This window comes from Streptomyces sp. MS06, from assembly GCF_047200655.1.
GTDB lineage: Bacteria > Actinomycetota > Actinomycetes > Streptomycetales > Streptomycetaceae > Streptomyces.
This window is the reverse complement of record NZ_JBJZOJ010000037.1, coordinates 1-12,670: the sequence shown is the minus strand read 5'-3', so window position 1 is coordinate 12,670 and position 12,670 is coordinate 1. Positions and strand designations below refer to the sequence as shown.

The window sequence follows — 12,670 nt, the reverse complement described above, 5'->3', positions numbered from 1 at the left end:
TCGTCCGGCAGCGGCCGATGCCCCGGCCGCCGAACGTCCTCCCCTCACCACCATCCCCCGACGACAAGGAGAACCTCAATGATCAACGGTGTCGACACCGAAGCACTGCGCCGGACCGTGGACGCGGTCCGGGAGAAGCCGGGACTGGCCCAGGTCACCTTCGGGGTCCGGTCCGAGTGGGACCAGGGGTGCCGCCAGCGGGCCACGACCACCGACCTCCTTCAGGACAACCGGGTGGTCACCGGCCGCACCGCCAGGTACGTCCTCGAATCGGACGAGCCCACGGCCCTGCTCGGCACGGACAGTGCGGCGAGCCCGGGCGAGTACGTCCTGCAGGCGCTCGCGGGCTGCTACGCGGTGACGTTCTCGACGATCGCGGCCACGCGCGGGATCGAGCTGAGTTCCCTGCGGCTGGAGTTGCAGACCGACTTCGACCTCCAAGGCTTCCTCGCTCTCGACGAGGCCGTCCGGCCGGGCGCGCAGGAGATCCGGGTGCACGTCCGGGCGGAGTCGCCGAACGCCACGACGGAGCAGCTGCAGGAGCTGACCGAGCACGTCCAGAAGCGGTCACCGATCAGGGACACACTGGCCAACCCCGTCACCGTGACCACGATCCTGCTGACGGACGAGGGCCTGTCACATCCCCCGGCCTGAAGGCCGGGGCCGGGGCCGGGGCTCCGCCGTGCCCGAGTCGCAATCCGGTGACGAAGCGTCACAGCCCGGTCACATCGGCACCCCGGCCCCGGCGAACGGCGCATGATGGCCGCTCAACAGCCATCGTCCTCGGGGAGACCATGCGCATCCGCACCGCGGCCATCGCGACCGCCATCGCCCTCGGCACCACCCTCACCGCCTGCAGCTCCGGCGACACCATCAGCTCCACGCCCGTGTCCTCCGCCGCCGGCACGCCGGCATCCGACACGAGCAGCGCCCCGCCCAAGACGCCCGAAGCGGCGAAGGTCGGCGACACCATCAGCGTCAAGGGCGGCGACGACGGCAGCAAGCTCGACGTCACCGTCGTCAAGATCGCCGACCCGGCCAAGCCGGCCGACGAGTTCACCGAACCCGGCTCGGGGAAGCGGTTCGTCGGCGTCCAGTTCCGGCTCGTCAACACCGGCACCGCCGTGTACAGCGACAGCCCCGGCAACGGCACTCAGGTCGCCGACAGCCAGGGACAGCGGTTCGGAGAAACCCTCGCGGACATCTCCGCCGGGCCGTCCATGTCCTCGGACGTGAAGCTGAAGCCCGGCGCGAAGGCACTCGGCTGGGTCGTCTTCGAGGTCCCGAAGGCATCGAAGGTGGCCACCGTCCAGTTCACGATGGACTCCGGGTTCGCCGAGCAGACCGCGGAGTGGAAGCTGTCCTGACCCGGAACTCACGGCGGAGCCCTCGAGGTCATGCCTTCGGGGGCTCCGCCGTGTGCGGGTGGCCCGTGGCACAGACCGCCGAGATCCGGGTGACCGCACTCGCCACGGGGTAACCGGCCCGCAGAGCCCAGGGATGCGCGGGGTTCATGGCCGAGTTCGGCCACGGCGAGGTGCTCATCCTCGATGCCGGGGCGGGAAGTTCTTCGAGTTCCAGGTCCCAGGCGTTCGTCGGTACATCGTGGATCACGATGTACCGGACTGCTCGGAGGGTGGTCATCGCATGCGGCGTGGGCACACGTTGGGTGGACGGCCGGTCCAAGACCGTCCCATCCAGGGCGCACCCCCGCTACACTCCCCACCGCCAGGCCGTTGACCAGCAGAAATACAGAAGTCGTGCTGGAGTACTAGTCGAGGCCGATCGCCATACAGGCGGCCGCGAACTTCGCGATGCAGATGTCAGAGATCTTGTAGACGCCGTCCGCCACGACCGTCGCCTTGATGTTCTTCTGCGTCAGGGCGCTCACCGCGACCAACTGGGCCGGGATGTCCTTGTCGGTCGGGCTGTCGACGTGGTCCTGGGTGAGGGCGTCGAACTGGATGCCCTTGCCCTGGGCCTTGTAGACAGCCATCTCGGCGGCGACCTCGGCCTCGTCCGGGTAGGGCTTGTAGATGCTCATGTACTGCTTGCCGGTGACGATGCGCTGCACCGCGTCGAGGTCCGCATCCTGACCGGTGAGCGGCGGAATGCGGCTGATACCTGCAGCCTTCATGGCCCTGACGATGCCGCCCGCCATGGAGTCGTTGGCGGAGTAGACGGCAGCGATGTCATCCGCGCCGATCGTGTCGAGCGCCTCGGTCATACGGTCCTGGGCCAAATCCGGGCTCCAGTCCCTGACGTCGTAGGACTTCGCGATCGTCACCTTGCCCTTCAGCTCCGACAGAGCGCCCTTCTTGAACTGCGCAGCATTCGGGTCGGTGGGCGAGCCGTTCATCATGACTATCTTCGTGGAGGGGTCGACCTCCGGCCCCATCGCCGCCAGCAGGGTGCGCCCCTGCACTTCACCGACGAGTTCGTTGTCGAAGGAGACGTACGCGTCGATCGGACCTTCGGCGAGCCGGTCGTAGGCGATGACCGGAATACCCGCGTTCTTGGCCTTCTTCACCAGGCCGCAGACGGCGTGCGAGTCGACGGCGTCGAGCAGGATGATGTCCACCCGGCCATCGATCATCTTCTGCATCTGCTGGGCCTGCTTGCTCGCGCTCGCCCCAGCGTTCGCATACTGGACCTTGCCCTGATTCTCCGTGAGTTCGGAGATCCTGCGTTTGATGATGGGATAGTCGAAATTCACGTATCGCGTGTTCGTCGTCTCGGGCATCAGCAGTCCCACAGTGAGGTCGTCACCCTTGGTCGGCCTCGCGTCTCCGGATTTCCCCGTCTCGTTCAGCGCTCCGCATCCGAGCAAGAGGGTCGTCATGGAGACTGCCACGGGCATGGCGATACGACGTATTCGGGGTCTCACTTCAGGCGCCTTCCGAACGTGGGGTGCTTCACAGCCCTGCGGAACGAAAGGACAACGGGCCACCACAGCCGACGTCAAGCGGAACTACCGGATCCACGCACGACGTTACACTGCGCCACCTCCCCGAAACGAGGTGGAATGCGCTGATCGGACTGCGATGACCTGGACGTTCTGTACCGTCACGTGCTCCGGATACGCACACCTGTCCCTCAGATCCCGGTGGACGCGCCGGTTCTGGTACGAGCCCCCGAACCGAGGGGAACCACAACCGCCGGGCATCCGCGCCTGGTTGAGACATCGGTCGGGCAGTACCTCCGTATTGCCGATCTGTACTGCAATGCGGCGCCCAGGATCGGCCGTCTACCGGGCCGACCCCTTCCATCCCGGAGTTGCGTCCCCGCCGAGCCGGTGCGAGCACACGCCTACCCGAAGTGCCCTCTCTCCTTCCGAAACAAGGTCGGCGAACACGTCGTCCTGCAATGACAGTTGCCCGCAAGACGTCGACCATGACGTCTCACCGGGGTTGCACATCCGCACACCCGGTACGCTATACATACCCCGTGCGCACGGCACACCCGACAATTCCTCTGACCGCAGCGCAAGCTCGTAGTCCGCCGGAATGCAGGCGAGACCACACGGACCCTGACAACTCCTCACGAAAAACTGACGGGCTCCCCGCGTCCGCGCCCGGGAAGCTGCCGCCGTGATGCACTTATCGCCGGTATCCCTTTACGCCGCACCCCTTCACCACTCACTATGTCGTCCCTACGAGGTCCCCACGTCATCCCGGGCGGGCGGCACGACCAGGGGCCGTGCCCGTCCGCCGGCGCCGCTCGGCGTCGCACCGCGCGGCAACCCGTGAGCCGGCGATACGAGGAAACGAGGCCTAAGGTGACATATCCGGACACCGGGAGCGCAGATCCTGGCTCCACATCCCCCACCTACGCACCACTGTCCGACGCGGAACTCACCCATTGCCTGCGCGCCCGGGACGAGGGTGCCGACCCTGCCGCGCTGGAGCTCCGTCGACGGCATCTGACCGCCGTCCTGAACTGCGCGCGCGGGTGCACCGTCCACCAGATGGCCGGGAACCGCCTTGCCGAGGAGGCCTTCACGCGCGCCCTGGAAGAACTGCGCAGCGGCATCGACCCTTCGGGGACCTGGCGTCACCATGCACTCACCTGTGTGGTCAGGACGGCGCTCCTGTGGGCGACCGACGAAAGGCAGGAGTGGCTGCGGACCGACTTCCTGACGTGGGCGCGCAGTACCGAACAGCTCTCCGACTCCCGGACGTCCGCGATCCGCGTCGCCTCGAGCCGCACGACCGGTGTCATGCTCAGGGCCTTCTACCAGTTGCCCGAGCAGGTGCGAGGCGTCCTGTGGTACTCGGTCGTCGACGAGGAACCGGACGCCGGCGTGGCCCGGTACCTGGGCATCGCCCCGGGAACCGTCCCGGGGCTGAGGAACAAGGCCCCGGTCGCGCTGCAGCACGCCTACGCAAGGGTGCATCTGGAATCCCGCGGCACCGCGGAGTGCCAGGGGTTCGGCCGCATCATCGAGACCGCCTCGCACGCCGAGGGCACCCGGCGCCATCCGGACCTCGTCGCACACCTGGCGGACTGCGACGCGTGCGCCCACCTGCTGGACGAACTGACAAAGCTGTCGAACGAGCCGCAGACCGCCCTGGCCACAGGGCTGCTGGTGTGGGGCGGAGCGGCCTACGCCGCAGTCCGCCCCGTCCGCGAAGTCGGCGAGCCCTGGCCGGTATCGCAGGCTCGGTCCGGCCCCCCGGGCGATCCGAGCGCGTCGTCACGTAATCCGGCCGACACGATCCAGGTCTCGGCCGGCACGGGCCATGGCTCCCGCCCGGCCCATCGCGCCGCCTCGAAGCACTGGGCTCTCATCGCCGCACTCACCGTCTCGGCCGCGGCTGTGGTCGCCGCGACGGTCACGAACGCGGTGCTGGACCACGGTCGGCCCACCGGTGGCGGTTCACCGCGTCAGGAACCGAGCAGTCCGGCCGGGTCCGCGAGCCGCGCACAGCAGCCCACCCGGATCCGCGTCGGCGTCACCGCTCAGCTGGTGCACACGGGCAGTGGCCTGTGCCTCGACGTGAAGAACGGGAAGGTTCAGAAGCACGCCGATGCCGTGGCCGCTGCCTGCACATCCACCCCGACCCAGCAGTGGTCGCTCGACTCGGAGGGGCGGCTGCACAACATGGCCGCTCCCGAGTTCTGCCTCAAGGCTGAAGGCGACGCCGCCGGCATCGGCCTCCGGCCGTGCGAGTCCGACAACCCGGAGAAGCAGTCACGGATGATGTTCATCATCGGCCGCGACGATGTGATCCGGTCGCGGCCCCGCCCCGACGAGGCCGTCGTCCCCGTGGGCACCTTCGCCGGCGAGCCACTGGGCCTGGCCCTCAAGGGACGCAAATCGGGACAAGCCCAGTCCTGGGCAGCGCGCCCCGCCTCTGCCCCGTAGACTCCGGGCCGCCGGCGGAGTCGTTCGCCTCCTCACCGCTCGCGGTGCCCGGCAGTGCGCTGCACGGCCGGACGGCCGCCCTTCGCCCCCCATGACATCGCCGCCGCCCACCCGTCAGCACCGCGTCGGGTCCGCTGGCAGAGCGGCTGGCCACGCTGGCCGATCCGCGGTGCCGGCGCGGGAAGCGTCACCCCTTCGTGGCAGTGCTGCTGATCGCCTGCTCCGCCGTGGTGAGCGGGGCGAGGATTTTCCTGGCGATCGACGAGTGGGCCACCGAGGCCCCGCAGGACGTCCTGGCCCGACTCGGCGCCCGTACCGCGACCGCCCTGGCCGTGCGCATCCCGCCCAGCGGCGCGACGATCCGCCGGGTCATCAAGGACACCTGCCCCGGCGGCCTGGCCGACCTCCTTGGCCACGACCCGGCCCACGCCGACACTCTCGCGATCGACGGCAAGAGCGCCCGCGCCTCGCGCCTCGGCGCCGCCCCGGCCGCGCACCTGCTGGCCGCGATGACCGGCACCGGGATGACCGTCACCCAGCTGAGAGTCCCCGAGAAGACGAACGAAATCACCTGCTTCGCCGCCCTGTTGGACCCCCACGACCTCACCCGGGTCACCGTGACCGGCTACGCACTGCACACCCAGCGCGACCACGCCCGCTTCCTCGTCGAGGGGAAGAGGGCGCACTACGCCTTCACGGTGACGCGGAACCAGAAGAACCTCTACGAACAGATGCGATCCCTGCCCTGGGGCGAGGCAACGGCGAAGTTCTACGACCGCACCACCGGCCACGGCCGCAAGGAGACACGGGTCGTGCAGGCTCTGACCGTCGCCGACCTCAGCGTCGACTTCCCCCACGCCGCCCAGGTCGCCAAGGTCGCCAAGGTCGCCAAGGTCGCCAAGGTCGTACGCCACCGCACCGACACCAAGACCGGCAAGCGGAGCCGCGAGACCGTCTACGTGATCACCGACCTGACCAGCCGCCAGGCATCCCCGGAACGCATCGCGACGATCTTGAGGGCGCACTGGATGATCGAAAACAGGCTCCACTTCGTCCGGGATACCGCCTTCCGCGAGGACGCCTCCAAGATCCGCACCGCCGCGGCCCGGAGAACATGGCCACCTTGCGCAGCTTCGCCATCAACCAACTCCGTGCCGCAGGCCAAACCAACACCGCCGCCGGACTCCGCACGACAGCCCTCCGCCCCTACGAGCGGCCACTGGCCATCCTCGGACTCAACTAACCTGCACCAACGCACGATCAACGAACTCTGCAATCACCCTGGAACCGGGGCAGAGCCTCTGTGGCCGACCTACGCGCCGCACCCGGCGCGGAAGCGATAATCCTCCTGTGAGCACGGGGCCTGCGCCGGAACGAGCCCACACGCGACTGGATTCTGCCTTCTGTGGCCGCCGGCCACCGGATGGACCGCTCGCCCAACCGGACCGCCGCCCAGCTTCTCATCGCTGCTTCTGTCTCACATATAGGCCGGCTCGCCAGCGATCACTTCGGCGAGGCTGAGGAGATCGGGGTATACGCCGACCAGAAGTCGGAGTGAACATAGGGGAGTCCCTTGGATTCCGGTGAGTTCGGATCAAGGGGCTGCCTGGGCGCCTCGGTGACCTTCGACTCGTCGACGCACGGTGAGGTCACCTGGAAACCCGCCTGGCCCTTGTACCCGAACTCCACGCTGACCTCGAAGCCGTTTGGCGCGGTCGCGAAGATCGCCGGCATGTCGGCACTTTTTCGCACCGAAGTGATCTTGTAACCCTGCTTCTTCCAGTGGCGCTCGACGACACCGAGAAAGCTGCCACGTCGCTCGTCCGAGATGATCGTCATCACATAGCGTCGACGGGTGACCGACCCGGTACCGGTGCCGTCGTTCTTGAAGTCGGTGCAGCTGGAGTCGCTCGACGGCCCCCGCATGACCTTGACCGACGGGTTGATTGCATTGAGGGTCGCGTCGATGATCCCCTCTGCATGATCGGCCGCTTCTTGCATGTTCATGTTCGTCCCCTTCGCCACGCCAGACCTCCCGCCCTCGCTTCCACTACCCCCGATGAGGCCACAACCGGAAAGGATGAGAGTTGACGCCACGAGGGCCACAACACGGGTCTTCATCGGTATTTGTCCCAGGTGACGAGGTCAGGACGGCCCGTGACGATGGCCGCGACGTTGGCAGCAGATACAGGGTCCTTGTCCCTGGCCGGGTTGAAGTAGTTGGAGTGCGCCGGAGTCAGCCCCTGCCCGTCGACCACCGGCACCGGGCCGTCCAACACCTTGAAGCGTCTGGCACCAAACGCCTCGCTGGCCGGGTCCTTGCCGAACCAGAGGTCATCATCACCCTGGTCCGCGAGGTCCCCGAGCAGGTACGCACCGGCCGGACCGCCGCCGAAGAAGCCGACAGTGCCGGCCACGGCCTCCTTCTTCGATGGCAGGTGGCTGACGGGGTCGTTCTCGGCCGCGCCTACGAACACATGGTCCTTTCCGACCCCAAGATCTGCCGCGTGGTTGACGCCGGTTCCAGGGCTCCCGACAAGGATGACGTCATCAGCTCCGGGGATTCCCCCTGGCTCCTGCGTTGCCGCGCCCACGAGGCGAGAACCGTAGGAGTGCCCGATCGCAACCAGGTGCAGATCCTTGTGATCGTTCGTGGCGGCGAGCCCACCCATGAACGAGTTGTACGCCGGTGCGCCCTCCTCCGCGTCGTGTGCGGACATGACATCCGTATCGGACACCAAGGTGGCGGGGTCAAGGGGAGCGTCGAGCTGCGGTGGATCGTAGCCCAGCCACACTATAGATGCGCTGGAAGGATCGATGTTCCGGGCGTCGACCGCAGTGTCATAGGCGCGCTTCACATCGCCCCCCGCAAAGCCTGTGTCCAGGGCGGTACCGAGACCGGGAACATACGCCGACACGTTCTTCGACTTATCAGGGTTCCCGAACGCGACGATGGCACGGCCAAGGCCCTCGTCGCCAACCCCCAACAGGTACATGGGCGGTTCTTTGGGATCCACCAGTTGCTTCGCGGCGTTGTCCTGCAGCTGCTGCTGGATACTCTTGAGAGCGTCCAGCTGAGTCTTGGCCCTTTCGCCGTCCTCACCAGAGAGCTTGCCGATCAGCATGTCCAGGTTCTCGTGGTTGACCTCGTCCCGGACATCGGACGGAATACCGTCCAGGTTGCCGATGATCTCCGGAAAAGCCCGCTTGTACTCGTCGCGCTGCTCATCGCTGAGGCTGTCCCACCACTTCTTGCAGTCGGCAGGCGATTTGTCCAGCGGAATGTGATCCTTGACGTACTCGCTCGCGGCCGAACTCACCGCGTCGGCATCGGCGGCCACGTCCGTCCACGTCTTGGTGTCGACCGTCAACCCAGGGGCCGCCTTGAGCTTCCCCAGTGCCTTGCTGTAGCGGTCGTCGATCTCCATGGCTTCCTGCACAGCGTGGGCGATGCGGTCGGCGATGTCCTGGGCCTTCGCACGGTTCGGGTTGGGGCTGCGCAGACCGGTCATGTCCGGCCCGGGTCCGCGGCTGTAGATGCCGTTGAACCCGGTGACCGTTCCGCCAGCGATCTTCTCTCCGGTCAGTTCGTTCTCGCCACCGGCGGGGTACGCAACACTGCCGTTTGCGTCGACGGTGTACGACAGCGCCTTCGCGTCATCGAGTGCTTCCATCAGGCGGCGACGTGGGGCGGCGATCTCGGACGAGAAACCGTTGAGTGCTCCGCTGATCAGGCCGCATTCCACCTGGGTGTAGTGGAAGTTCTGCGAGAGCTTGGCCAGTTGCTTCTGCGCAGCGTCCGCGGCCTGGCCCTCGTTGGCCTTCTGCATGACCTTGGTGATCTGCTTGTCGATGCGGCCCTTGGCCGCATCGGCCATGTCACTGATCGCGCGGTACCCGTCCGCTGCGTCCGCGTACTCTGAGGGGTTCATGGCCTGGAGCTTCTTGAGGTCCATGCGTCCGGATCACCGGCCCTTGCCCGTGCCGTCGGCGGCGGACGTGTCCTCGGAGTGGACCCTCAGCCCAGCGATCTCGGCCTTGATGGCCTCATCAGTCTTGAGCTGATCACTCCCCACCTTTTCCAGCACGCCGGCAAGCCCGTTGCACAGCTCGCTGATGTCCTTCACGCGGCGCTCCCAGGAGTCGTACACGCTCTTTTGGGCTGCCGCGGTTGAACTGCCGGAGCCCTTGCCGAGCCCTGTCGTGCCGTGCTCCAGCTTCGTCAGCGCCTTGCCGATGTTGTCCCGCAGGTCCCCCACGCCCTGGCCAGCCGTAGACCACGCCTTCTTGTCGGACCGGAGCCTGCCCGAAACGCCACTGCCGCTCGAACTCATGCCGTTCTGGTCGCCGGGCAGCTGGTTGAGCTGCATCCGTGTGGAGTGCCGTTCGGCCGCTGCAGCCTTGAGCTGCTCCCACTCGTCCCACGCCATGCGTGGCCCCTCCCCGTGTCTCGTCGTACGTCGCCGAGATCCTCTGAATGCGCGACCGCAACGCTGCGGTGGTCGGGAAGCACAGTAGTAACGCTGCGTCGAGTGATCCATCCGTATCGGCCACCAGCCCGTCTGAGTACGTGTACTCAGACGGCAGCCGGTCATCGATCGGACGGGGGCGTGGATCCTGGGGCTCCGTAGGGCGATTGGCTGGGTGCTGGGAAGGGCGTTGGGAGTGCTGCTGTGGTCGTCCGACGCCTGCGGGCGACGGCGGCCATCGTGATCGCGGCTCCGAGGAGTACGACAGCTCCGACGGCCCAGCGCGGTCCAGAGGGTGATGTCGGCATCGGAACTGGCCCGCGAGATGCACGACGTGGTCTCCCACCAGGTCAGCCTGATCGCCGTACGGGCCGGAGCCCTGCAGGTCGCCGCCAAGGACGCGGACGCCAAGGAGGCGGCCCGCACGATCCGTTCGCTGAGCGTCACCACGCTCGACGAACTGCGCACCATGGTCACGCTGCTGCGGCGGCCACGCCCCCGAGCTGACGCCTCAGCCCGCCCTGGCCGACCTGCGCAAACTGGTGGAATCAAGCGGCACTCGGGTGGAGTTGTCGGGTGAGCTTCCGCCCGCCGTGGGCACAGCCACACAACGGGCTCTCGACCGCACGGTCCAGGAGGCACTGACCGACGTCCGTAAGCATGCCCCCGGTGCCGCGGCGTGCGTCGAGCTGTGGCAGGACGGCGACGACGTCGGAGTGACCGTCACCAACACCCCCGCCCACGCGTCCCTCCCTGTCCCTGCCCGGTTCACAGCAGGGCTTGGTCGGTCTGCGGTGTGCTGAGTCGTCGGCCGACTGTCCCATATATAAAAGATCTTGTATCTTGGTATATTCTAGTTGATGCACAAGGAGGGCGTCCATGAGTCGTACCGTGATCGACCTCGACGACGAGGCCCTGGAAGAAGCGGCCAAGGAACTCGGCACCACGACCAAGCGCGAGACCATCAACACCGCCCTGCGGGAAGTCACGGCGCGTTACCGGCGTCTGCGCGCACTCGACGAAGCGCGCGAGCTGGTGGCCGACGGCGCGCTGGACATGGACCTTCTCCTGGACAAGAGCAGGTACCGGCCCACGAGCACGGCCGACGCCGCCCCCGACGCCGGAGCGCATGAGTGACCGTCGCCGATTACCTCATCGACACCTCCGCGCTCGCCCGCGTCCTGCTCCGCCAGAACACGGCCGACTGGGATGACAGGATCGGCGCCGGCCTCGTCGCGATCTGCGACATCACCGAACTCGAGGTCCTCTACTCAGCCCGTTCGGCCGCAGACCGTACGCGTTTGAAGGCGGCGCTCGACGCCCACTACGTCTGGTGCCCCGTGCCGGACGGCGTCTACCGCCGCTCCCGCGTCGTCCAGGAACAGCTGACCGCCAAGGGTGAGCACCGCAGCGCAGGCCCCGTCGACCTCCTGGTGGCTGCCGCCGCCGAGGAAGCGGGGCTCACACTGCTCCACTGCGACCACGACTTCGACACCATCGCCCGCACCACGGGACAGCCGGTCCGCACGATGGACCTCAGGCAGTAGCGCCTCCACAGCCGCACAGTCGGCGATGAGGCACAGGGTGGCCCTGCGGCAACGGCCTGTCGAGAACCCAGCGGCCCGGACCGTGCACCCTGCCCTGAGGTGATCTCGAAGGCAGACTTCGCCGTACCCGCGTCCTCACAGCGCCCCCGGATACGCCTCCGGCCCTTCGCCGAGGCCGCTCCTGGGCCCCTCCCCCCACCACGCTCCGGCGCATTCACGCAGGTCAGCGCACTGACTGCCCCCATCCGTCAACTCGCCGCCGAGCTCACGGCAGCGGCTTCAGTCCGTTGAGCCCGAGTTGACGTTCCAACACCTCAGAAGAGACGTTTCCGCACGTCCAGGCTTGTTTCTGGTGGGGCGGGTGGGACTCGAACCCACGGCCGACGGATTATGAGTCCGCTGCTCTAACCGGCTGAGCTACCGCCCCATAGCGGCGTGTCGCGTACATGTGTGCGCGCCGTCTGCCGCAGCATAGCCGCTCATACGATCTCCTGCTCCGGCGGTCGGCTGCGCACGCCTTCGTGACCTTGATGACTGCGCCGCCTCCCGCGCGGTTCCCGCTGCAACGAAAAAGGACCCCGAAGAGGGGTCCTCGTTCCACCTGCTCCCCCGACTGGACTCGAACCAGTAACCTGCCGGTTAACAGCCGGCTGCTCTGCCAATTGAGCTACGGAGGACCGAGCTCCCCCGACTGGACTCGAACCAGTAACCTGCCGGTTAACAGCCGGCTGCTCTGCCAATTGAGCTACGGAGGAATGCCTCGTTCGCATCGAACGTACCTCTCTGGGTATCCGCCAGGGGGCGCCCGCTCGCTGCGACACATACATTAGCGCAAGCAGGGGGGTGCTCCGCCAATCGGTTCCCCCGGCACCGACGGCACACCACGGATCCGCACCAGGGACACAACAGGAAGGGTCGTTGCCATGCGCTACCGGCTCACGTTCGTCGCCGGACTCGCCCTGGGTTACGTACTGGGCACGAAGGCCGGTCGCGAACGCTACGAGCAGCTGAGGAAGTCCGCGCGCCAGGTCGCCCAGAACCCCGCCGTGCGCAACACCACCGAGACCGCGGCGCAGCAGGGCCGCCTGCTCGCCGGCAAGGCGTACCACGCGGTCAGCGAGAAGGTCGGCGACCGGATGCCGGACTCGGTGGCCGAGCGGGTGCGCACCCTGCGGGAGCGCAGCTCCCACAACGGCGGCGCGGACGACTGGGGCACCGGCAACCCCGACGCCGGCTGAGTCGCGCCGGGCAGGACGGCGTCGCAGGGGTCCGGGGGGGGGGGGGGG

11 protein-coding genes, 3 tRNA genes and 1 pseudogene are annotated in these 12,670 nt (G+C 67.5%); 8 read left to right on the top strand and 7 right to left on the bottom strand.

Features of this window, described 5'->3' with window-relative positions; genetic code table 11:
* Positions 1-78: 78 nt before the first annotated feature.
* On the top strand, positions 79-654 hold the full coding sequence (locus ACL02U_RS20395) for an OsmC family protein (RefSeq protein WP_412792296.1): 576 nt from the start codon (positions 79-81) through the stop codon (positions 652-654).
* A 140-nt stretch (positions 655-794) separates the two neighbouring features.
* Positions 795-1,367: a DUF4352 domain-containing protein gene (locus ACL02U_RS20390; protein WP_412792295.1), complete on the top strand. Its 573-nt coding sequence runs from the start codon at positions 795-797 to the stop codon at positions 1,365-1,367.
* Between the two features lie 404 nt (positions 1,368-1,771).
* On the opposite strand, the gene ACL02U_RS20385 is transcribed toward ACL02U_RS20390, so the two are convergent.
* Complete coding sequence (locus tag ACL02U_RS20385; RefSeq protein WP_412792294.1) at positions 1,772-2,860, bottom strand: sugar ABC transporter substrate-binding protein; 1,089 nt, start codon at positions 2,858-2,860, stop codon at positions 1,772-1,774.
* A gap of 918 nt (positions 2,861-3,778) precedes the next feature.
* Between ACL02U_RS20385 and ACL02U_RS20380 the strand changes: the two genes are divergently transcribed.
* Entirely contained in the window at positions 3,779-5,368 is a 1,590-nt protein-coding gene (locus ACL02U_RS20380; RefSeq protein ID WP_412792293.1) for a ricin-type beta-trefoil lectin domain protein, read from the top strand.
* A gap of 197 nt (positions 5,369-5,565) precedes the next feature.
* Positions 5,566-6,711, top strand: coding sequence for an ISAs1 family transposase (locus tag ACL02U_RS20375; RefSeq protein WP_412792292.1), 1,146 nt, complete (start codon positions 5,566-5,568; stop codon positions 6,709-6,711).
* A gap of 160 nt (positions 6,712-6,871) precedes the next feature.
* Here ACL02U_RS20375 and ACL02U_RS20370 read toward each other — a convergent pair whose 3' ends face one another.
* The 3 genes from ACL02U_RS20370 to ACL02U_RS20360 form a co-directional block, all read right to left on the bottom strand.
* Positions 6,872-7,375, bottom strand: a complete 504-nt coding sequence (locus tag ACL02U_RS20370) for a hypothetical protein (protein ID WP_412792291.1) — start codon at positions 7,373-7,375, stop codon at positions 6,872-6,874.
* A 110-nt stretch (positions 7,376-7,485) separates the two neighbouring features.
* Positions 7,486-9,324, bottom strand: a complete 1,839-nt coding sequence (locus ACL02U_RS20365; protein ID WP_412792290.1) for an alpha/beta hydrolase — start codon at positions 9,322-9,324, stop codon at positions 7,486-7,488.
* Between the two features lie 9 nt (positions 9,325-9,333).
* The gene (locus tag ACL02U_RS20360; RefSeq protein WP_412792289.1) at positions 9,334-9,798 is read right to left on the bottom strand and encodes a hypothetical protein; all 465 of its coding nucleotides are present in this window, start codon (positions 9,796-9,798) and stop codon (positions 9,334-9,336) included.
* A 349-nt stretch (positions 9,799-10,147) separates the two neighbouring features.
* On the opposite strand from ACL02U_RS20360, the pseudogene ACL02U_RS20355 reads away from it, so the two are divergent.
* The 3 genes and pseudogenes from ACL02U_RS20355 to ACL02U_RS20345 form a co-directional block, all read left to right on the top strand.
* Positions 10,148-10,632 (top strand): annotated as a pseudogene (locus ACL02U_RS20355) (sensor histidine kinase); the annotation flags it as partial.
* Positions 10,633-10,716: 84 nt separating this feature from the next.
* Positions 10,717-10,974 carry a type II toxin-antitoxin system VapB family antitoxin gene (locus ACL02U_RS20350; RefSeq protein ID WP_412792288.1) on the top strand — a complete coding sequence of 86 codons (258 nt, stop codon included), beginning with the start codon at positions 10,717-10,719 and terminating at the stop codon, positions 10,972-10,974.
* Positions 10,971-11,384 (top strand): PIN domain nuclease, encoded by a 414-nt coding sequence (locus tag ACL02U_RS20345; RefSeq protein ID WP_205382947.1) that lies wholly within the window; start codon positions 10,971-10,973, stop codon positions 11,382-11,384. Before ACL02U_RS20350 ends, ACL02U_RS20345 begins: the two co-directional genes overlap by 4 nt.
* A gap of 350 nt (positions 11,385-11,734) precedes the next feature.
* Here the strand turns inward: ACL02U_RS20345 and ACL02U_RS20340 are convergent.
* The 3 genes from ACL02U_RS20340 to ACL02U_RS20330 form a co-directional block, all read right to left on the bottom strand.
* Positions 11,735-11,811: transfer RNA gene (locus tag ACL02U_RS20340), tRNA-Ile, on the bottom strand.
* A 177-nt stretch (positions 11,812-11,988) separates the two neighbouring features.
* Positions 11,989-12,061: transfer RNA gene (locus tag ACL02U_RS20335), tRNA-Asn, on the bottom strand.
* Positions 12,062-12,066: 5 nt separating this feature from the next.
* Positions 12,067-12,139, bottom strand: a tRNA-Asn gene (locus ACL02U_RS20330).
* Between the two features lie 168 nt (positions 12,140-12,307).
* Here ACL02U_RS20330 and ACL02U_RS20325 point away from each other — a divergent pair.
* Complete coding sequence (locus tag ACL02U_RS20325) at positions 12,308-12,622, top strand: YtxH domain-containing protein (RefSeq protein WP_412792287.1); 315 nt, start codon at positions 12,308-12,310, stop codon at positions 12,620-12,622.
* Positions 12,623-12,670 lie beyond the last annotated feature (48 nt).